Origin of the sequence: Micromonospora sp. DT178 (genome assembly GCF_049841695.1) — a bacterium.
Taxonomy (GTDB): Bacteria; Actinomycetota; Actinomycetes; order Mycobacteriales; family Micromonosporaceae; genus Micromonospora.
The window spans coordinates 370,176-389,690 of sequence record NZ_JBNCKV010000003.1; the positions used below are offsets into that span (position 1 = coordinate 370,176).

Sequence of the window (19,515 nt, forward strand, 5' to 3'; positions counted from 1 at the left end):
ATAACCGCTCGCCGGATGTCGGAGGTGCCGGCCAGGATGACCGGCATGACATGGCGAGCACCGGAGATCACCCGGACCCCCGAGCCCTACGTCGGCGACGAGCGCACGATGCTGGAGGGCTGGCTGGACTTCCACCGGCAGACCCTGCTGCTCAAGTGCGCCGGGCTGACCGCCGAACAGCTGAAGACGCCGAGCGTCGAGCCCTCGGGGCTCACCCTGCTCGGCCTGGTCCGGCACCTGGCCGAGGTGGAGGCCTGGTGGTTCCGGGAGAACTTCGCCGGTGAGCGGGTCGACTATCCCTACTTCACGCCCGACAATCCGGACGCCGACCACGACGTCAGCACCGCCGACGCCGAGGCCGACCTCGCCACCTTCCACCGGCAGATCGCGCTGGCCCGCGCCGCCGCCGCCGGCCGGTCGCTCGACGAGACCTTCACCGAGGTCGGCGGAAAGCGCCGGACGTTCAACCTGCGCTGGGTCTACGTGCACATGATCGAGGAGTACGCCCGGCACAACGGCCACGCCGACCTGATCCGCGAACGCATCGACGGCGTGACGGGCGAGTAGCCCGCGCCGGGTCGGGATCGGGTCAGTACGCCAGGGCGGCCCGCGCGTACCGCAGGTCGGCCGGGCCGCTCCAGCGCAGCGCCGACAGGCCGGCGACGCGGGCGCCCCGGATCGCCCAGTCCTCGTCGTCGACGAAGAGCACCCGGGCCGCCGGGGTCTCCAGGGCCTCGCAGGCCGCCTGGAAGTATTCCTTCGCCGGCTTGTTCACCCCGATCCTGGACGAGTTGACCACCGCGTCGAACTCGTCCGTCAGGTCGAGCGCGGCGAGGTCAGCGTCGAGCAGGTCGGTGGCGTTCGTGCCGAGCCCGACCCGGATGCCGCCGGCCCGCGCCTCGCGGACGAAGGCGAGCACCTCGGGGTCCACCTCGCCCCGGTAGCGCTGCCACTGCTCCACGGCGGCCCGGGCCCGCTCGGGGCCGCCCACGGAGTCGGCCAGCGCGTCGGCCACGCTGGTCATCCAGTCGGCGTGGCTGACCCGGCCGGTCAGCACCGGCTGGAGCCGCCCCCACTGCATGGCGATCTCGGTGAGTACGCCCTCGGACAGGCCGTACTCCCGCTCCACCCCGGCGGCCACCGCCGGGTCCCACCGCCGCAGGACGCCGTCGAAGTCCACCAGGAGCGCCGTCGCCCGTTCCCGACCCACTACTCGTTCTCCTCGCCGCGGCCACGCCGCTCGTCTCCGTCGGCCCGGTTGAGCCGCTGGCTGATCACCTGGGTCACCCCGTTGCGCATGGTCACGCCGTACAGGGCGTCGGCGACCTCCATCGTCCGCTTCTGGTGCGTGATGACGATGAGCTGGCTCTTCTCCCGCAACTGTGCCAGCAGCGTGATCAACCTGCCCAGGTTGACGTCGTCGAGCGCCGCCTCCACCTCGTCCATGATGTAGAACGGGCTGGGCCGGGCCCGGAAGATGGCCACCAGCATCGCCACCGCGGTCAGCGAACGCTCGCCGCCGGAGAGCAGCGACAGCCGCTTGATCTTCTTGCCGGGCGGGCGGGCCTCGACCTCGACGCCGGTGGTGAGCAGGTCGTCGGGGTCGGTGAGCACCAGCCGCCCCTCGCCGCCGGGGAAGAGCACGGTGAAGACCTGCTGGAACTCCCGGGCGGTGTCCTCGAACGCGCTGGCGAAGACCTCCAGGATCCGGTCGTCGACGTCCTTGACCACGGTGAGCAGGTCGCGGCGGGTGGCCTTGAGGTCCTCCAGCTGCTCGGAGAGGAACTTGTAGCGCTCCTCCAGCGCCGCGAACTCCTCCAGGGCCAGCGGGTTCACCTTGCCGAGCAGGGCCAGTTCCCGTTCCGCCTTGGCCGCCCGCTTCTCCTGCACCGGCCGCTCGTAGCGGACCGGCTCGGGCACCGGCAGGCCGTCGCGTTCGGCCGCCGCCACGTCGGCCTGGGTGGGCGGGACGGGCTGGGTCGGGCCGTACTCGGCGACAAGGGTCTCCACGTCCAGGCCGAAGTCCTCGGCGGCCTTCGCCTCCAGTTGCTCGATGCGCAGCCGCTGCTCGGCGCGGGCCACCTCGTCGCGGTGCACCTGGCTGGTCAGCCGCTCCAGCTCCGCGCCGAGCCGCTTGGCGGCGCCGCGTACCTCCTGGAGCTCGGCCTCGCGGGCGGCGCGCTCGCGCGCCACGGCGTCGCGGTGCTCCTCGGCGGCGGCGATGGAGGTGGCCAGCCGGGTGAGGGCCTCCCGGGCCCCGCCCGCCACGGCCCGGGCGATCCCCGCGCCGCGGGTGCGCGCCGCGCGCCGCGCCGCCGCGCGTTCCCGCGCGGCCCGCTCGGCGGTGGCCTGCCGGCGCAGCGAGTCCGCGCGGCCGGCGATCGAGGAGACCCGCTCCTCGGCGGTACGCACCGCGAGCCGGACCTCCATCTCGTTCTGCCGCGCCTGCGGCACCATCGCGGCGAGCTGGTCGCGTTCCTCCGTGGAGGGTTCCGCGTCGACGGGGGTCTCCTCGGCCAGCCGCAGCCGCTCCTCCAGCTCGGCGAGGGTGAGCAGGTCCCGCTCCCGGGCCGCCTCCGCGCGGGCCCGGGACTCGCCGAGCCGGTCGGTCTCCGCCTTGGCGGAGCGGGCCGCCGCGCCCAGCTCGGCTAGGCGGCGGGCGGCGGCGTTGCGGTGGCTCTCCGCCTCCCGCTTGGCGGCGGCGGCGTGCTGCACCGTCTCCTTGGCGGCGGCCACCTCGGCGCGGGCGTCGACGAGCTGTTCGCGCAGCTCCGCGCCGGTGTGTTCGGCGGCGAGGCGGTTCGACCGGGCCTCCTCGACGGCGGCCTGCACCTCGATGAAGCTGGGCGCCTTGGCCGACCCGCCGGCCGCCGCGTACGCCCCGACCACGTCCCCGTCGGGCGTGACCGCGCGCAGCTCCGGGTTGCCGGCGACCACCTCGGCCGCCGAGGCGAGGTCGTCGACCAGCACCACGTCGCGCAGCGCCCGGTGCACCGCCGGGCGGATCTGCGGGGAGCACTCCACCAGGTCGGGCGCCCAGCGGGCGCCGTCGGGCAGCTTCGGCCGCAGCGCGTCGGCGGGGCCGTCCATGCCCGGGCCGGCGGGGCTGCCGACCAGCAGGCCGGCGCGGCCGGCGTCGGAGATCTTCAGCAGCCGCATGGCCTCGACCGCCTCGTCGACGCCGCTGACCGCGACCGCGTCGGCGAGCCCACCGAGCGCGGCGGCGAGCGCGGCCTCCTGCCCGGGCGCGACGGTGAGCAGCCCGGCGAGGCTGCCCAGCAGGCCCGGGACCTCGTCGGCGCGGGCCAGCAGCGCGCCCGCGCCGTCCTTGCGGCGCAGGCCGAGGGCGAGCGCCTCCTCCCGGGCCTTCCAGGTGGCGGCGTCCTTTTCCGCCGCCCGCTCCGCGTCGGTCAGCGACCGCACGGTGGCCTGCGCCCGCTCCTGGGCGGCTACCGCCTCGGCGTGCCGGGCGTCGAGGTCGGCGTTGTCCCGGTCCGCCTCGGTGGACTGCTCGGCGACCGCGTCGAGTTCGGCCTGGGCCTGGTCGGCCCGGGCCAGCGCGTCGGCGTGCGCGGTGGCGAGCCGCTCGATCTCCTCGCCGGCGCTGGTGGTCCGGGCGCGGGCGGAGTTGACCTGACCGGTCAGCCGGGCCAGGCCCTCGCGCCGGTCGGCGATCGCCTTGGCCGCGGCGACCAGCTCGCGTTCGGCGGCGGCGAGCTGCCGTTCCAGCTCCTGGCGGTGCTCGACGGCCTCGGCCAGCCGGATCTGGTCGTCGGTGAGCGCGCCGCGCAGCTCCTCCTCCTGCTCGCGGATCCGCTCGGCCTCGGCCTCCAACTGCTCGGGGTCGCGGCCGGGGCGCTCGTCGTCGGGGGTGGCGCTGAGGTGCCGCAGCCGTTCCCGGGCGAGCTGCTCGATGGAGCGGAACCGCTCGGAGAGGGCGGAGAGCTTGTACCAGGTGTCCTGGGCGGCGGCCAGCAGCGGCGCGTCCTCGGCGAGGGCCACCTCCAGCTCAGCCAGCCGTGCCTGCACCTCCGTGTGCTCCGCCTCGACCTGCTCGCGCCGCTCGCGCACCGCGGTCTCGTCGGCGATCTCCCGGTCCAGGGTGGCCCGCAGGGTGGCCAGGTCGTCGGCGAGCAGCCGCAGCCGGGCGTCGCGCAGGTTGGCCTGGATGGCGGCGGCGCGGCGGGCCACCTCCGCCTGCCGGCCCAGCGGCTTGAGCTGGCGGCGCAGCTCGGCGGTGAGGTCGGTGAGCCGGTTGAGGTTCGTCTGCATCGCGTCGAGCTTCCGCAGCGCCTTCTCCTTGCGCTTGCGGTGCTTGAGGACGCCGGCCGCCTCCTCGATGAACGACCGTCGGTCCTCCGGCTTGGCGTGCAGCATCCCGTCGAGTCGCCCCTGGCCGACGATGATGTGCATCTCCCGGCCGATGCCGGAGTCCGACAGCAGCTCCTGGATGTCGAGCAGCCGGCAGGTGTCGCCGTTGATCTCGTACTCGCTCTCGCCGGAGCGGAACATCCGGCGGGTGATCGACACCTCGGTGTACTCGATCGGCAGCGCGCCGTCGGTGTTGTCGATCGTGAGGGTCACCTCGGCCCGGCCCAGCGGGGCCCGGCCGGCGGTGCCGGCGAAGATGACGTCCTCCATCTTGCCGCCGCGCAGCGCCTTGGCGCCCTGCTCGCCGAGCACCCAGGCGATGGCGTCGACGACGTTGGACTTGCCGGAGCCGTTCGGGCCGACCACGCAGGTGATCCCCGGCTCCAGCTTCAGCGTCGTCGCGGAGGCGAAGGACTTGAAGCCCTTCACCGTCAGGCTCTTGAGATGCACCTTCTCGATCCTCGTCCGGTGGCCGCCGTACCGTCGCCGGCTGCGCGGACCTGGGTGAACCCGCAGACTAACCCGGGACCGGGGACCGCCGGGCACGCGACCCGCCTGGCGACCGCCGGGCGCTCGTCCCAGGTGGCGCGGGTCGATCCGCCGGCCGGCGTGCTCCCGTGCGCCTTTCCGTCGGCCGGGAGCCGCGCGGAAATCGTCGCGGCGAGCCGCACAAGATCAGAAATTGGTGCGGCGATAAGAGGCGCGGACAGAGCTGCGCGCCGGCACAGAAGTGTCGGCGCGCTCTTTTTGCGTGATGCGATTCAGTTTTGCGATCCGGAGATCAGGTCAGCGCGGGCTCGGCCAGACGGAGCAGATCGTCCGCCTCCGCCGCAGCCGCCGCGAGCCGATCGTTCTCGGCACGCAGCCGCGTGATCTCGAACTCCAGAGCCCGAACCGTGGCACGCAGTCGGGTGACCTCGTCGAGCAGACGCCGATCGGGCGCCGCACCTACGTGGCCGTACAGGGCCTTAGCCATGTTGACTCCTTGATATGCGCTGCCGGAAGGGCCGGCCAACGCGCGCCCAAATGTGTACGCGGCTGTCATCCCAGACGATTCTGGGCATGACCGGGCGCGACTGGCGACACCTACATATTGAGCCGACACCCCCTCTTTCGTCAAGTTCTCGCAGGCCGTAGATCATTTCCACGTCGACCTGTCCACTTGCCGAGGGGCTGCCACAAGGCGCGGACACACTCTGTCCGGACACCTTGACTCTACGCCTCGGATCCCGGGAAGTCCCCACCCTGCCGTCCGGCTTCCCCTTAACTCTTCCTTAGCCACGTTGCCGCTGTTCACGCCCGCCACGTAGCGTCACCCCGGCCCGCAACCGACCCCTTGGAGGCAGAGGCGTGTACGGCTGGACCGACCCGAACGACCCGGACGGCGCCGCCCGGCACCGCGAGCAGCCGCTGGGCGAGGAGCCGCCGGCCTGGCTCACCGACCGTCCGGAGCCGAGGTCGGCCTACCTGTTCGGCGACGACCCGGAGCAGCCCGCCGACGAGTGGCACCGCGACCAGCCGACCGCCCGCTGGCAGCCCGAGCCCGCCGAGACCACCGCGACCTGGCAGCCGCGGTCCACCGAGCCGGCCGCGGCCTGGCGGCCCGAGCCGGGCGACCGCTGGCAGGCCGGGTCGGGCGACCGCTGGGCCGCCGAATCCGGGCAGCCGGTGGACGGGCCGTACCGTGCGGAGCGTGACCTCCCCGCCGACCGGACCGCCGGCGCCTGGCCGGTCGACGACCCGACCGCCCCCGTAGACCTCTCCGCGCTCCGGGCCGCCCCGGCCGCGGCGACGCCGGCCATCGCCGAGGGCCGCCACCGTCCCCGCCGCCGGTTCCCCCGCCCGCTGGTGATCGGCGGTGCCGCCGCGGCCGCCACCCTGGTGGTGAGCCTCGGTGTCGGCGCGGTCGCGCTGACCGGCGACGGCCCGGCGACCGACCCCACCGCCGTCGACGACACGATCGCCGCCGCCCCGGCGCTGCCGGGCGACGGGTCGGCACCCGGCGACGCGCTGGCCCCGCCCAGCCCGAGCGCCACCCCGAGCACCGCGCCGACCTCCGCCAGCCCGTCCCCGTCGGCCACGAAGACCATCAGGCCGACGCCGGCGCCGTCGCGTACGACCGCGCCCTCGCGGCGCACCGCCGACCGGAGCACGGCGCCGGCCGGCGGCGGCACGAAGGCCCCGGTCAGCAGCGGGGCCAGCAGCCAGGCCCGCGAGGTGGTCGACCTGGTCAACGCCGAGCGCGCCAAGGCCGGCTGCGGCGCGGTGGGCGTCGACGACAAGCTGACGACCGCCGCCCAGCGGCACAGCCAGGACCAGGCCGACCACCGGAACATGTCGCACACGGGCAGCGACGGCAGCAACGTCGGGACCCGACTGGACCGGGTCGGCTACTCCTGGCGCACCTACGGCGAGAACGTCGCCTGGAACCAGAAGACGCCGGCCGCCGTCATGGACGCCTGGATGAACAGCCCCGGGCACCGGGCCAACATCCTGAACTGCGCCTTCACCGAGATCGGCGTCGGCGTCGCCAACAGCAACGGGCCGTACTGGACGCAGGTCTTCGCCGCGCCGCGCTGAACGCGAGTCGTAGCCGGGTCCGCGCTCGTTTGACCGGGTGAGGTACGCCGACGCGGCGTACCCGCTCCGGGCGGTGTGCCGCCGCCCGCGACCTGCGGAGCTGCCGATGCGGATCCGGCCGCGTACGGGCGCCGTCGGGCGGAGCCTGCGTCGGGCCCTGCCGGCCTGCGTCGCGCTCGCGCTGCTGAGCGTGCTCGCCGGCTGCCGGCCGGACCTCACGGCGCCCGGTGCCCCGACCAGCTGGCCGGCGGCGTCGGCGGGCCGGTGGCAGTGGCAGTGGCAGCTCAGCGGCGTGCTGGACCTCACCGTCGACGCCGACGTCTTCCTGCTCGACCCGGTCGCCACCACCGCCGCGCAGACCGCCGAGCTGCGCTCCCGGGACCGCCGCCTGGTCTGCCAGGTGCACGTCGGTTCCCTCCTGCCGACCGACCCGGACGCGGACCGCTTCCCGGCCGCCGTACGGGGTGCCGTGTCCCGCAGGCCGCAGGGCCGCTGGCTTGACGTACGGCAGTGGGACGCGCTGCGTCCGGTGCTGGCCGACCGGTTCCGGCTCTGCCGGGGCAAGGGCTTCGGAGCGGTCGCGCTGGCCGACGCCGACGGGTACGCGCACCGCACCGGCTTCCCGCTCGGCTTCGACGACCAGCTGCGGTTCAACCGCCGGCTGGCCGCGCTGGCCCGCTCGCTGAGCCTCTCCCCCGGCCTGGTCAACGACCTGGGGCAGGTGGCCGCCCTGGCCCCGGACTTCGACTTCGCCGTCAACGAGGAGTGCGTACGGCTGGACCAGTGCGCCCGGCTGCTGCCGTTCGTCGAGGCGGGCAAGCCGGTGTTCCACGTGGAGTACGCCGGCTCGACGACGGACTTCTGCGTCACCACGGTGGGCTACGGCTTCTCCTCGATGCGCAAGGAACGCCGGCTCGACGCGTGGCGGCTCCCCTGCCCGTCGTACTGACCACCGGCGCCTGCCCGCGTGGTCCTCGCCGACGGCGACGCCGCTCGGTCAGCCCCGGAGGGACCCCCGGGGGCGGGGCTGGCAGCGCGGGCAGCTGTACGACGAACGGTTCATGAACGCCTCACGACGGACGGGCGCGCCGCACCGGTGGCACGGCAGCCCTTCCCGGCCGTAGACGTTCAGCGCCCGGTCGAAGTAGCCGCTCTCCCCGTTCACGTTGACGTAGAGGGCGTCGAAGCTGGTGCCGCCCGACTTGATCGCCTCGCCGAGGACGTCCCGGACGTGACCCAGCAGCCGCAGCGCGGCCGGGCCGGTCAGCGCGTCGGTGGGGCGGGCGCCGTGCAGCCGCGCCCGCCACAGCGCCTCGTCGGCGTAGATGTTGCCCACGCCCGAGATCAGCGTCTGGTCCAGCAGCGCCCGCTTGACCTCCGTACGCCGCCGGCGCAGCGCGGCGACGAACGCCGCGTCGGAGAACTGCGGGTCCATCGGGTCCCGCGCGATGTGCGCGATCTCCGCCGGCAGCTCGGCGCCCCCCGCGGAGACCGACAGGCCGCCGAACGTGCGCTGGTCGACGAAACGCAGCTCGGGACCGTCGTCGGAGAACCGGAACCGGACCCGCAGGTGCGTCTCGTCGGGGGCGTCGGCCGGCTGCACCAGCAGCTGACCCGACATGCCCAGGTGCCCGATCACGGCGTCGCCGCTGTCCAGCGGCAGCCACAGGTACTTGCCGCGCCGGCGCACGTCCAGCACCGTCCGGTCGGCCAGCACGTCGGCGAAGTGCCTGCCGCCGGGCGTGTGCCGGCGTACCGCGCGGGGGTGGCGCACCTCGACGGAGGAGATCCGCCGGCCGGTGACCCAGCGGGCCAGCCCCTGCCGGACAGTCTCGACCTCCGGCAGCTCAGGCACGGCCCAGGCCCGCCTCGGCGGCCTGCGCCGTCGGGTCCCCGGCCGCCGGCCCCTCCGGCCCGACCGGCTCCCGCTCCGCCTGCTCGGTGAGCGTCCGCCAGGCCGCCTCGGCCGCCCGCTGCTCGGCCTCCTTCTTGCTCCGCCCGTCGGCCCCGCCGTAGCGGTTGCCGGCGACGACCACCCAGGCGGTGAACGTCTTGAGGTGGTCCGGTCCGGTGCCCTCGATGCGGTACTCGGGGACGCCGAGCCCGAGCGCCGCGGTCAGCTCCTGGAGGCTGGTCTTCCAGTCCAGGGCCGCGCCCCGGCCGGCCGACTCGGCCATCAGCGGGTCGAACAGCCGGTGGATGACGATCGCGGCGGTGTCCAGCCCGTACTGGAGGTAGATCGCGCCGAGCAGCGCCTCCAGGGTGTCGGCGAGGATGCTCGCCTTGTCCCGCCCGCCGGTGGTCTCCTCCCCCTTGCCGAGCAGCAGGTAGGCGCCGAGCCCGTCCGGGCCGAGGCCCCGGGCCACGTCGGCGAGGGCGCGCATGTTGACCACGCTGGCCCGCAGCTTGGCCAGCTGCCCCTCGGGCAGGTCGGGGTGGTTGTGGAAGAGCGCGGTGGTGATCACCACGCCGAGCACCGAGTCGCCCAGGAACTCCAGCCGCTCGTTGGTGGGCAGGCCGCCGTTCTCGTACGCGTACGAGCGGTGGGTCAGCGCGCGCTCCAGCAGCTCCGGATCCAGGCTGATGCCGAACGCGGCTTCCAGGTGACCGACGGACGCCCGCCGCCGCTTGTCGTTGCTCATGATGTGGGTACCTCGGTGTCGGTGGAGCGGTCCGTGCGTTCCTCGCGGTCGCCCGTTTCGGCGCCGTCGAGCAGCGCGCGGACCTGGTCGGTGGCGCGCCGTCGCCAGAGATGGGCGGCCAGCGCGATGCCCGCGGCGACGTCCTCGGCGCGGGCGGCGCCGTGGCAGACGACCACCGTCCCGGCGACCCCGAGCAGGGCCGCCGCGCGCGGGGCGCCGCCGCCGGACGGGGGCCCGCCGGCCATCGCGTACGCGCCCTCGATCGCCTTGAGCAGCACGTTACCGGTGAACCCGTCGGTGACCACCACATCGGCGCGCGCGCCGAGCGAGACGTCGTACCCCTCGACGAGGCCGACGTAGCGGCCGCCGCAGGGCAGCGACGCGGCGGTGAGGACGGGATCGGCGACGCGGCGGGCGCGGTCGCCCTTGCCCGCCTCGGTGCCCACCGACAGCAGCCCCACCCGGGGCGCGACGACGGCGTGCGCCACCGCCGCGTAGGCGGCGCCGAGCACGGCGTGGCGGGCCAGGGTGGCCGGGCGCGGCTCCAGCGAGCCGCCGACGTCCAGCAGCACCACCGGGCCGGCGACGGCCGGCAGGGTGGCGACCAGCGCGGGACGGCGCACGTCCGGCCAGCGGCCGAGGCCGAGCGCGACGGCGGTGACGGTGGCGCCGGTGGACCCGGCGGAGACGAACGCGTCGGCGACGCCGTCGCGGACGGCGTGCACCGCCGCGCGGACGGTGCTGTCGGCGCGGGCGGCCACGGGGTGGTCGGCCATGCCGACGGCGGCGCGGACGGGCCGTACGGTGACCCGGGCGCGCTGCGCCGGGTCGAGGGCACGGATCACCTCGCCGGCGGCCTCGGCCGGGCCGACGAGCAGCAGGTGCAGGTCCGGGTCGGCGCGCACAGCCCGCAGAGCGCCGTCAACCACGACGGCGGGAGCGTCGTCCCCGCCGAGGAGGTCAACGGCGATCCGCGCGGTGCCCGGCTCCATCGGAACGCCGGCCGGAACGGACCGGCCGGCGTCGGAGGGAGCCGGGGCACCGGGCGATTGCCAGGGTGCGCGCGCCGCCCGACCAGGGGTCGGGGGCGTCACTCGGCGTCCAGGTCAGACCTCGAGAACCTGGCGGCCGTTGTAGGTGCCGCAGACGGAGCAGGCGGCGTGGGGCAGCTTCGCCGACTTGCACTGGGGGCAGGCCACGGTCGCGACCACGGTCGCCTTCCAGTTCGCCCGGCGGGCGCGGGTGTTGCTGCGCGACATCTTGCGCTTGGGGACGGCCACGGTTCCTACTCCTCTTTACGGTTCAGTTGCGACAGGCCCGCCCAACGCGGGTCGATCTGCTCGTGACTGTGGTCGGCCGGCAGATCGTCCAAGTGCACCCCGCATTCGGGGCACAGGCCTGGGCAGTCCTCCCGGCAGAGCGGGTTGGTCGGCAGCGTGAGCACCACCGCGTCCCGCAGCGCCGGCTCCAGGTCGATCAGATCGCCCTGCATCCGGCCCACCTCGTCCTCGTCGGTCGTGGTGTCCGTGGTGCTGTTCTCGTACGCGTACAGCTCCTGGATCCGCACGGCCAGCGAGTCGTCGATCTCGCGTAGGCAGCGACCGCACTCGCCCCGGACGGTACCGCTGACGGTCCCCGAGACGAGCACGCCCTCGGACACCGACTCCAACCTCAGGTCGAGGTCGAGGTCCGCGCCCTCCGGCACGGCGATCATCTCGCCGCCGAGGTCCGCCGGTGCCGGCACCACCCGCTTGACCGTACGCAAGGCACCAGGCCGGCGCGGCAGCTCCCTCGTGTCGAGGACCAGCGGCGACCTGGGGTCGAGTGTCGATGGCGTGTGTTTGGGCATAGTCAGACTCCGGCCGGTGAGAGGCCGACAAAAGAGGTTACCTGGGCGACCGCCGGACCGTCGAACCGGGGGCGGCGCCCGCCCCGTCTGCCGGCTGGTGAGGTGCCGCTCAGAAGGGTAGCGGGCGTTCCGCCTCCTCCCCACCGAAGGTGCCGATCTCACGCAGCGCGTGCATCTTGTCCCGGCCGCGCTCTATCGAGGCCAGCGCCCGGGTGAGGAACTGCTCGAAGTTGGCCAACGCGGTGTCGACGTAGTCGTCGACCTCCTCGCGCAGGCGCTGCGCCTCGGCGCGGGCCTCCGCGATGATCCGCGCGCCCTCGTGCTCGGCGGAGACCGTGATCTCGTTCACTGAGACCAGCCGGGCGTGTTCCGCCTCACCCTCGCTGATGATCCGGTCGGCCTCGCGCTTGCCGGCCTCCATGATCTTGTCCCGCTCCTCCAGCAGCGCGGCGGCCCGGCGCAGGTCGGCGGGGAGTTCGGCGCGCAGTTCGTCGAGGGCCGCGATGAACTCGCCCCGGTCGACCATGCAGTTGTTGCGCGACATCGGGACGGAGCGGGCCTGCTCCACCATGGCGATCAGTTCGTCGATGCGATCGAGCGGGTCCACCGGTACCTCACTCCTGTCGTTCGTCGGGCCGACCTACATGATGCGGGCTACGGCCGGTTTCCCGCTCCACACATCATGTCGCGCCCCGACCACACCGCGCCGCTCACCCCGGCCCGGCGCGTCGCGGTGCGCGACGACGCGATCCCCGCCGGACACGCTCCGGCGGGGTGGGGGATGGCCGCGGGAGGTCAGTCGCGCGGCGGCGGGGAGAGGCGGGCCCGCAGTTCCGCGCCGACCCGGTCGGGCACGTGGGCGGAGATGTCGCCGCCCCACTTCGCCACGTCCTTGACCAGGCTGGAGGAGAGGAACGAGTAGAGCGGGTTGGTCGGCATGAACAGGGTCTCCACGCCGGCCAGGCCGATGTTCATCTGCGCCATCTGCAGCTCGTAGTCGAAGTCGCTGACCGCCCGCAGGCCCTTGATCAGCACGCTCGCCTGCTGCGCCCGGCAGAAGTCGACCAGCAGGCCGCGGAACGACTCCACCCGGACGTTGTCGTAGGAGGCGGTCACCTCGCGGAGCATGTCGATCCGCTCCTCGACGGTGAACAGGCCGCTCTTCGACTGGTTGACCAGCACGCCCACGATCACCTCGTCGAACAGCCGGCTCGCCCGGCCGACGATGTCGAGGTGCCCGTTGGTGACCGGATCGAACGAGCCGGGACACACCGCACGTCTCATGATCGGCGACCGTACCAAAGGGTCGTCTCGCCGTACCGGCGGCTGCGCTCGCCGGTGACGCCCTCCACCCACCCGACCGGGCCGGTGCGGCTGGACCGCTCCACCACCACCAGGGCGTCCGGGGCCAGCCAGCCGCCCTCGACCAGCGCGGCGAGCATCGCGGTGATCTCCGCGTCCGGCACCGCGTAGGGCGGGTCGGCGAAGACCACGTCGTACGGGTCGCCGTCCGGGCCGGCCGCCAGCACCGTGGCGACCCTCCCGGTGACCAGCCGGGCGGCCGGGGCGGCGCGCAGCGTCGCCACGTTCTCCCGGATCACCCGGGCCGCGCGGGGGTCGGACTCCACCAGCAGCACGTGCGCGGCACCCCGGGAGAGGGCCTCGAGGCCGACCGCGCCGGACCCGGCGTAGAGGTCGGCGAAGCGGGCGCCGGCCAGGTCGACCTCGGCCTGCACGGCGCTGAACAGCGCCTCGCGGACCCGGTCCGACGTGGGCCGGGTGCCCGCGCCGGGCGGCGCGGCGAGCCGGCGCCCGCCGAGGGTCCCGGCCACGATCCGGGTCACCGTCTCCTCCTGCTCATGCGCACGACGCTACGCGACGCGGAGGCGGCCGGCGTCGACACGGTACGTGCCTCCGACCGACCCGGGCGACCACCCAGCGTATATCGATGATCTCGCATTCATAACAACATCCTCGGTCTTCGCTGAGCGTTGTGCCGCGCGCGGCGACCTCGCTAGGGTCTGCCGGTGCCGGCGGGTGCCCCGCCGGCCCCACGGCGCGAGGGGGCGTCCGCGTCGCCACGCGCGCTCGGTCGAGCCGCCCGACCGCTCCCTTCCGCGCCGCTCCTCCGACGCTTCCTCACACCCCGGGAGTACGCGTGATCCGTCCCCCGCTGTCGCCGCGGCGACCGCTCACCGTGGCAGCCGCCGCCCTGGCCGGTCTCGTCACGGCGTTCGCGGTCTCGTCGCCGGCGATCGCCACCAACCCGTCGCCCTCGGCCTCGGCGAGCGCGACCGCCCCCGCCCCCGAGCCGACCCGGTCGTCCACCCCCCAGGAGCCGACCTGCGTCAGCGCCGCCGACGCGCGCTACACGCACACGTTCGACGGGGCCAAGGGCGAGGCGTCGATCACGCTGACCAACGGCCCGCTCTGCGAGGGCGAGAAGCAGGACTTCGCCCTGGTGTCCTATGTGGCGCCGTCGGCGAAGTTCGCCGTGCCGCAGTACCTGTTCGACAAGTCCGTCAAGGCGTTCGCCCCGGTGCCGGACGGCGAGATCGGCACCGTCGCCAGGCTGGAGTTCAAGGTCGCCGTGCCGACCTGCTTCACCCAGGTCGACTTCGTCTTCGGCAGCGAGGTCATCGACCCGCTGGTCGAGGGCGGCAAGCGCTACGACAACCGCAAGGTCGGCAGCCCCGCCGGCATCGGCGCCCGCTCCGAGGGCCCGGCCGCCTGGTACAACGGCGGCGAGGGCACCTGCGTGGCCGAGCCCGCCGTCGAGGCCACGTACGACTGCACCGGCAGCGCCACGCTCACCCTGGTCAACCGGGGCAACGTGGCGGCGGTCTTCGCGGTCACGGGCAGCGGCGAGCTCGCCGAGAAGGTGACCGTGGCGGCGGGCAAGTTCGAGAAGCTCGAGCTGACCGAGGCGCAGGCCAAGGAGATCACCGTCGCGGCCGAGGGCATGAAGACCTGGCAGGGCGGCTGGAAGCAGCCCGAGGACTGCCAGCAGCCCGAGGTCGGCAAGCCGACGATCTCCCACGCCACCACCTGCGAGGAGCTGATCCTCAAGGTGATCAACCCGGAGAACGGCATCAGCCTCACCTCGACCTTCACCCCGAGCACCGGCGAGCCGAAGACCGTGACCTTCGCGCCGGGCACCACGAAGACCGTGACGTTCCCGGCCGCCGAGGGGCTCAGCGTCGTCTTCACCGGTGACCTGGAGTCGGCGAAGCCGATCGCGTGGACCGCTCCCAAGGGCGGCTGCGACGAGGGCGGCGAGGGCGGTGGCCTCCCGGTCACCGGCGCGGCGGCCGGCGGCATCGCCGCCGGCGCGGTCGCCCTGCTCGCCGTGGGCGCGGTGCTGTTCGTCGTCGCCCGCCGGCGTCGGGTGCGCTTCACCGCCTGAGCCGGACCGAGCTGACCCGTGAGGGCGCGCCGACCGCGTGGTCGGCGCGCCCTCACCCGTTGCGGGGCCGCCGTCGATCGCTGACGGCCGGCGTCCACCGCTGGTAGCCGGCGTGGACCGCGGGTGGCCGCCGTCGACCGGTGGCGGCCGGCGTGGACCGCTGGCAGCCGGCACGGACCGCTGGCAGCCGGTGGCGGCCGGCGTGGACCGCTGGTGACCGGCGAGGCCGGTGGCGGTCGGGCCACGTGGCGGTCGGCCCGGCGTCAGCCCTTCTCCAGGTATTCCGCGCGTTCCTCGTCGACCAGGGCGGCCACCGACGCGGCCAGCGCCGGATGCCGGGCCAGCTCCGGGTCCTCCTCGACCAGGGCGATCGCCTCGGCCCGGGCGTCGCGGATCAGGTCGGCGTCGCGCAGCAGCGAGAGCAGCCGCAGGTGCGAGCGGCGCCCCGACTGGGTGGCGCCCAGCACATCGCCCTCCCGGCGCTGCTCGAGATCCAGCTCGGCGAGCTTGAACCCGTCGGTCGTGGAGGCCACCGCGTCGAGCCGCTCCCGCGCGGGCGTGCCCTCCAGCGCCTCGCTGACCAGCAGGCAGAGGCCGGGGGCGGAGCCCCGCCCGACCCGGCCGCGCAGCTGGTGCAGCTGGGAGACGCCGAACCGGTCGGCGTCGAGCACGATCATCACGGTCGCGTTCGGCACGTTGACGCCCACCTCGACCACGGTCGTGGCGACCAGCACGTCGAGGTCTCCGGCGGCGAAGGAGCGCATCACCGCGTCCTTCTCGTCGGCCGGCAGCCGGCCGTGCAGCACGCCGATGCGCAGACCGTGCAGCGGCCCCTCGGCGAGCAGCGGCGCCACCTCGGTGACCGCCATCGGCGGCCGCCGCCCGTTGTCGTCCTCCGGCGGCGGTTCCTCCTCGCTCGCCGGGCCGTCGCCGATGCGCGGGCAGACGACGTACGCCTGGTGCCCGGCCGCCACCTCCTCGCGCACCCGGCGCCAGGCCCGGTCCAGGAAGGCCGGCTTCTCGGCGGCCGGCACCACGTGCGAGGCGATCGGCGAGCGGCCTTGCGGCAGCTGGGAGAGGGTGGAGGTCTCCAGGTCGCCGTAGACGGTCATCGCCACCGTGCGCGGGATCGGGGTGGCCGTCATCACCAGCACGTGCGGCGGCTGCTCGGCCTTGGCGCGCAGCGCGTCGCGCTGCTCGACGCCGAAGCGGTGCTGCTCGTCGACCACCACCAGGCCGAGGTCGGCGAAGTCGACGCCCTCGTAGAGCAGGGCGTGGGTGCCGAGCACGATGCCGGCGGCGCCGCTGGCGACCTCGGCCAGCGCGCGCCGGCGGGCCGCCGCGCCCAGCGAGCCGGTGACCAGCTCGACCCTGGTGGCGTCGTCGGCCGCGCCCAGCTCGCCGGCTTGCCCGAGCGGCCCGAGCAGGTCGAGGATGCCCCGGTGGTGCTGCGCGGCGAGCACCTCGGTCGGGGCCAGCAGCGCGGCCTGCCCGCCCGCGTCGACCACCTGGAGCATCGCGCGCAGCGCGACCACCGTCTTGCCGGAGCCGACCTCGCCCTGGAGCAGCCGGTGCATCGGGTGGGCCGTGGCCAGGTCCGCCGCGATCTCCACACCCACGTCGCGCTGGCCGGGCGTCAGCTCGTAGGGCAGCCGGGCGTCGAAGGCGTCGAGCAGGCCGCCGGGCTTCGCCGGGCGGGGCCGGGCGGGCGAGGCGGCGGCCCGGTGCTTGCGCTGCACCAGGGTGAGCTGCACGGCGAACGCCTCGTCCCACTTGAGCCGGTGCCGCGCCCGATAGAGCGCCTCCTTGCTGGACGGCCGGTGGATCTCGCGCAGCGCCCTGCCGATGCCGCCCAGGTTGCGGCTCGCCCGCAGGGTGGCGGGCAGCGGGTCCTCCGGCGCGGTGAAGGTGTCCAGCACCACCCGGACGCAGCGGGCGATGACCCAGGTGGGCACCGCCGCGGCGGCCGGGTAGACCGGGATCAGCGCGCCGGCGAACTCCTCGATCTCCTCGTTGACCGCCGCCTCGCCGTCGCCGCCCTCGCCGAGCAGGACGTACTCCGGGCCGTTGAGCTGCCGCTTGCCCCGGAACTCGGTGACCTTGCCGGCGAACAGGCCCCACCGGCCGGGGCGCAGCTCGCGCTCCCGCCAGGCCTGGTTGCCGAAGAAGGTCAGGGTCAGGGTGCCGCCCGAGCCGTCGCCGACCGTCACCTCCAGCAGGTTGCCCCGGCGCTGGCGCATCGGGCGTACGGCGGTGCGCTGCACCTGGGCCAGCACGGTGACCTGCTCGCCGACGTCGAGCGCGCGGATGTCGGTGTGCTCGCCGCGCTCGTCGTAGCGGCGCGGGAAGTGGTAGATCAGGTCGCCCGCGGTGTGCAGGTCGAGGTGCCCGGCGAGAGCCTTCGCGGTCTTCTCGCCGACCAGCTTCTTCAGCGGCGTGTCCATCGTGGCCGGCTCGGACGTCATTCGACCCCCACCAGGAGCGGATAGTGCGGCTGCCCGCCCGGGTACGCCTGCACCTCGACGAACGGCCAGCGCCGCCCGACGTGCTCGCGGACCGCGTCGGCCAGCCCGTCGGGGGCTTCCGCCCCCGAGAGCAGCGTCACCAGCTCGCCGCCGCCGCCGAGCATCCGGTCGACCACGGCGGCGCAGGTGTCGGTCAGATCGGACCCGATCAGGTGCACCTCCCCCTCGACCAGCGCCAGCACGTCGCCGGGACGGCAGGGGCCGGCGACGGTCAGCGCCTCACGGCGGGCGTAGCAGACCTCGGCGTAGCGGCAGGCGCCGGCCGCCTCGGCCATCGCGATCACGTCGTCCTCGAAACGCCGCCCCGGGTCGCGCACCGCGAGGGCGGCCAGTGCCTGCACGGGCGAGCGGGTCGGCACCACGCTGACCTTGAGGCCGAGCCCGTGCGCCTCCCGGGCGGCGGCGCTCGCCACCGCCTGCGTGTCGGGGTCGTTGGGCAGCACCACCACGCGGGCCGCCCCGGTGACGCGGATCGCGTCCAGCAGCTCACCGATCGACGGGTTGCCGGGCACCACCGTCGCGCCCTCGCCGGCGAACAGCTCGGCGATGCCCGCGCCGGCGGCCACCACCACGGCGGCCCGCCCGCCCGCCGCCACGGGAGGCGACACCGGTGCCGACTGGTCGGCGAAGCGGGTCACCGAGATGTGGTGCGGCCGGCCGGCCACCACGCCCGCCTCGATCGCCGCGCCCACGTCGTTGACGTGCACGTGCACGTTCCAGGTGCCCGCGCCGGCGCTCCCGTCGCCGACGACCACCAGCGAGTCGCCCAGGGCCGCCAGCTCGACCCGCAGCCGGGCCACCGCCTCCGGCCCGGCGTCGAGCAGGAACTGCACCTCGTACGCGTACTCCTCGGAACCGGTCTCGCGCACGGCGGTGGCCGGCGGACGGGCCGGGCGCGACGCGGGCGCGGGCCGCTCGGGGCTCTCGCCGGTCACGACCTCGGCCAGGGCGTCGAGCAGCAGGCACAGGCCCCGGCCGCCGGCGTCCACCACGCCGGCGCGGGCCAGCGCCGGAAGCTGCTCGGGGGTGCGCGCCAACGCGTGCGCCGCCCCGCCCGCCGCCGCCCGGACGACCGCCCGCAGGTCGTCGCTGTCGGCCCGCTCGGCGGCGTGCGCCGCCGCGGCGACGACGCTGAGCAGCGTGCCCTCGACCGGGCGGGCGACCGCGGCGTAGGCGGCGGCGGTGCCGTCGCGCAGGGCGGCGGCCAGCTCGCGCCCCCGCACGGCTGGTGCGGCGGCGACGGCGTCGGCGAAGCCGCGCAGGATCTGCGACAGGATCACCCCCGAGTTGCCCCGCGCGCCCAGCAGCGCGCCCCGGGCCATCAGCCGCAACGCGTGCCCGTGCGCGGTGGAGCCGTCCTCCGGGAGGGTGCCGAGGTCCATCGCGAGCGCCTGCTGGGCGGAGGTGAGGGTGAGCACCATGTTGGTGCCGGTGTCGCCGTCGGGCACCGGGTAGACGTTCAGGTCGTCGATCTCGCCCTGGTGACGCTTGAGCGCGACCAGACCGCCCGCGCACCAACGGCGGACCGCAGCGGCGTCGAGGGTGTCCAGCACGGCGAGAAGCCTACTGGCGCGCACCGACACGCGCCGGGGTCGCCGCGACTCCCACGGCGTGTCCGGCGGCCACGCGCACCCACTATCCTCGTGGCGTGTCCCCACGTGCGGCGATGGCGTGGGGACGGGTGCGGGCCGGGCGACCGGGACCGCGCCGCGCGGTGACGGCCTCCCACCTCGGGCCGGCGTCCGGGGCCGGTTGGTCGGGCCCCGGGTCATCGGGTAACCTGGCCAGGTTGCCCGGGCTGCGCCTGGCTGCGACCCCATGAACGTTTCAATCCCAGGAGTATCCCGTGGCTAGCGTGTGCGACGTCTGTGGCAAGGGACCGGGCTTCGGCCACAACGTGTCCCACTCGCACCGGCGGACCAACCGCCGCTGGAACCCGAACATCCAGTCGGTGCGTACCCCGGCCGGTGGCGGCAACACCAAGAAGATGCAGGTCTGCACCTCCTGCATCAAGGCTGGCAAGGTCACCCGCGCCTGACGCGGTAGGCCCCACCCTTCACACTCGTCATTGCCGGCGGGCCGTTGCGGCCCGCCGGCTCTGTCGTGTCCGGGCGACGCGCGCGCGGCGCGGCCCGATCGGGG

At 74.8% G+C, this 19,515-nt stretch carries 18 protein-coding genes; 5 read left to right on the forward strand and 13 right to left on the reverse strand.

Features of this window, described 5'->3' with window-relative positions:
* Positions 1–45 precede the first annotated feature (45 nt).
* Entirely contained in the window at positions 46–567 is a 522-nt protein-coding gene (locus ACLQ22_RS08295; protein WP_425691714.1) for a DinB family protein, read from the forward strand.
* Between the two features lie 22 nt (positions 568–589).
* Here the strand turns inward: ACLQ22_RS08295 and ACLQ22_RS08300 are convergent, their stop codons facing one another.
* From ACLQ22_RS08300 to ACLQ22_RS08310, 3 genes are all read right to left on the reverse strand, one after another.
* The gene (locus tag ACLQ22_RS08300; protein WP_358084491.1) at positions 590–1,210 is read right to left on the reverse strand and encodes an HAD-IA family hydrolase; all 621 of its coding nucleotides are present in this window, start codon (positions 1,208–1,210) and stop codon (positions 590–592) included.
* On the reverse strand, positions 1,210–4,821 hold the full coding sequence (gene smc / locus ACLQ22_RS08305; RefSeq protein ID WP_425691715.1) for a chromosome segregation protein SMC: 3,612 nt from the start codon (positions 4,819–4,821) through the stop codon (positions 1,210–1,212). The genes ACLQ22_RS08300 and smc overlap by 1 nt, the downstream gene beginning before the upstream one ends.
* 331 nt (positions 4,822–5,152) lie before the next feature.
* The gene (locus tag ACLQ22_RS08310; RefSeq protein ID WP_091096806.1) at positions 5,153–5,347 is read right to left on the reverse strand and encodes a hypothetical protein; all 195 of its coding nucleotides are present in this window, start codon (positions 5,345–5,347) and stop codon (positions 5,153–5,155) included.
* 374 nt (positions 5,348–5,721) lie between these two features.
* On the opposite strand from ACLQ22_RS08310, the gene ACLQ22_RS08315 reads away from it, so the two are divergent.
* Positions 5,722–6,951: a CAP domain-containing protein gene (locus ACLQ22_RS08315; protein WP_425691716.1), complete on the forward strand. Its 1,230-nt coding sequence runs from the start codon at positions 5,722–5,724 to the stop codon at positions 6,949–6,951.
* Positions 6,952–7,057: 106 nt separating this feature from the next.
* Positions 7,058–7,900, forward strand: coding sequence for an endo alpha-1,4 polygalactosaminidase (locus ACLQ22_RS08320; RefSeq protein ID WP_425691717.1), 843 nt, complete (start codon positions 7,058–7,060; stop codon positions 7,898–7,900).
* A 48-nt stretch (positions 7,901–7,948) separates the two neighbouring features.
* Here the strand turns inward: ACLQ22_RS08320 and mutM are convergent, their stop codons facing one another.
* From mutM to rsmD, 8 genes are all read right to left on the reverse strand, one after another.
* Positions 7,949–8,806, reverse strand: a complete 858-nt coding sequence (gene mutM / locus ACLQ22_RS08325; RefSeq protein WP_425691718.1) for a bifunctional DNA-formamidopyrimidine glycosylase/DNA-(apurinic or apyrimidinic site) lyase — start codon at positions 8,804–8,806, stop codon at positions 7,949–7,951.
* Complete coding sequence (gene rnc, locus ACLQ22_RS08330) at positions 8,799–9,593, reverse strand: ribonuclease III (protein WP_425691719.1); 795 nt, start codon at positions 9,591–9,593, stop codon at positions 8,799–8,801. Before rnc ends, mutM begins: the two co-directional genes overlap by 8 nt.
* A complete protein-coding gene (locus tag ACLQ22_RS08335) occupies positions 9,590–10,585 on the reverse strand; it encodes a phosphate acyltransferase PlsX (RefSeq protein ID WP_425691720.1) in 996 nt (331 codons plus the stop codon). Before ACLQ22_RS08335 ends, rnc begins: the two co-directional genes overlap by 4 nt.
* 114 nt (positions 10,586–10,699) lie before the next feature.
* The gene (gene rpmF, locus ACLQ22_RS08340; protein WP_018786309.1) at positions 10,700–10,873 is read right to left on the reverse strand and encodes a 50S ribosomal protein L32; all 174 of its coding nucleotides are present in this window, start codon (positions 10,871–10,873) and stop codon (positions 10,700–10,702) included.
* Positions 10,874–10,878: 5 nt separating this feature from the next.
* On the reverse strand, positions 10,879–11,442 hold the full coding sequence (locus tag ACLQ22_RS08345; RefSeq protein ID WP_121396122.1) for a YceD family protein: 564 nt from the start codon (positions 11,440–11,442) through the stop codon (positions 10,879–10,881).
* A 109-nt stretch (positions 11,443–11,551) separates the two neighbouring features.
* Positions 11,552–12,049 (reverse strand): hypothetical protein, encoded by a 498-nt coding sequence (locus ACLQ22_RS08350; RefSeq protein ID WP_121396123.1) that lies wholly within the window; start codon positions 12,047–12,049, stop codon positions 11,552–11,554.
* A 188-nt stretch (positions 12,050–12,237) separates the two neighbouring features.
* Positions 12,238–12,726 carry a pantetheine-phosphate adenylyltransferase gene (coaD, locus tag ACLQ22_RS08355; RefSeq protein ID WP_121396124.1) on the reverse strand — a complete coding sequence of 163 codons (489 nt, stop codon included), beginning with the start codon at positions 12,724–12,726 and terminating at the stop codon, positions 12,238–12,240.
* Positions 12,723–13,286: a 16S rRNA (guanine(966)-N(2))-methyltransferase RsmD gene (gene rsmD, locus ACLQ22_RS08360; protein ID WP_416605567.1), complete on the reverse strand. Its 564-nt coding sequence runs from the start codon at positions 13,284–13,286 to the stop codon at positions 12,723–12,725. Before rsmD ends, coaD begins: the two co-directional genes overlap by 4 nt.
* 314 nt (positions 13,287–13,600) lie before the next feature.
* On the opposite strand from rsmD, the gene ACLQ22_RS08365 reads away from it, so the two are divergent.
* Positions 13,601–14,848, forward strand: coding sequence for a hypothetical protein (locus ACLQ22_RS08365; protein ID WP_425691721.1), 1,248 nt, complete (start codon positions 13,601–13,603; stop codon positions 14,846–14,848).
* A gap of 263 nt (positions 14,849–15,111) precedes the next feature.
* Here ACLQ22_RS08365 and recG read toward each other — a convergent pair whose 3' ends face one another.
* A complete protein-coding gene (recG, locus tag ACLQ22_RS08370) occupies positions 15,112–17,313 on the reverse strand; it encodes an ATP-dependent DNA helicase RecG (protein WP_425691722.1) in 2,202 nt (733 codons plus the stop codon).
* Positions 17,310–18,926, reverse strand: a complete 1,617-nt coding sequence (locus tag ACLQ22_RS08375) for a DAK2 domain-containing protein (protein WP_425691723.1) — start codon at positions 18,924–18,926, stop codon at positions 17,310–17,312. Before ACLQ22_RS08375 ends, recG begins: the two co-directional genes overlap by 4 nt.
* A gap of 293 nt (positions 18,927–19,219) precedes the next feature.
* Here ACLQ22_RS08375 and rpmB point away from each other — a divergent pair, with 293 nt between their 5' ends.
* Positions 19,220–19,411, forward strand: coding sequence for a 50S ribosomal protein L28 (gene rpmB, locus ACLQ22_RS08380; protein ID WP_088963534.1), 192 nt, complete (start codon positions 19,220–19,222; stop codon positions 19,409–19,411).
* Positions 19,412–19,515: the final 104 nt, after the last annotated feature.

What these genes read in the sequence shown, in the direction of transcription:
- ACLQ22_RS08295 (WP_425691714.1), top strand. Translation starts at nt 46, where the DNA reads ATGACATGGCGAGCACCGGAGATCACCCGGACCCCCGAGCCCTACGTC.
- ACLQ22_RS08310 (WP_091096806.1), bottom strand. Translation starts at nt 5,347, where the DNA reads ATGGCTAAGGCCCTGTACGGCCACGTAGGTGCGGCGCCCGATCGGCGT.
- ACLQ22_RS08320 (WP_425691717.1), top strand. Translation starts at nt 7,058, where the DNA reads ATGCGGATCCGGCCGCGTACGGGCGCCGTCGGGCGGAGCCTGCGTCGG.
- rnc (WP_425691719.1), bottom strand. Translation starts at nt 9,593, where the DNA reads ATGAGCAACGACAAGCGGCGGCGGGCGTCCGTCGGTCACCTGGAAGCC.
- ACLQ22_RS08335 (WP_425691720.1), bottom strand. Translation starts at nt 10,585, where the DNA reads ATGGAGCCGGGCACCGCGCGGATCGCCGTTGACCTCCTCGGCGGGGAC.
- ACLQ22_RS08345 (WP_121396122.1), bottom strand. Translation starts at nt 11,442, where the DNA reads ATGCCCAAACACACGCCATCGACACTCGACCCCAGGTCGCCGCTGGTC.
- coaD (WP_121396124.1), bottom strand. Translation starts at nt 12,726, where the DNA reads ATGAGACGTGCGGTGTGTCCCGGCTCGTTCGATCCGGTCACCAACGGG.
- recG (WP_425691722.1), bottom strand. Translation starts at nt 17,313, where the DNA reads ATGACGTCCGAGCCGGCCACGATGGACACGCCGCTGAAGAAGCTGGTC.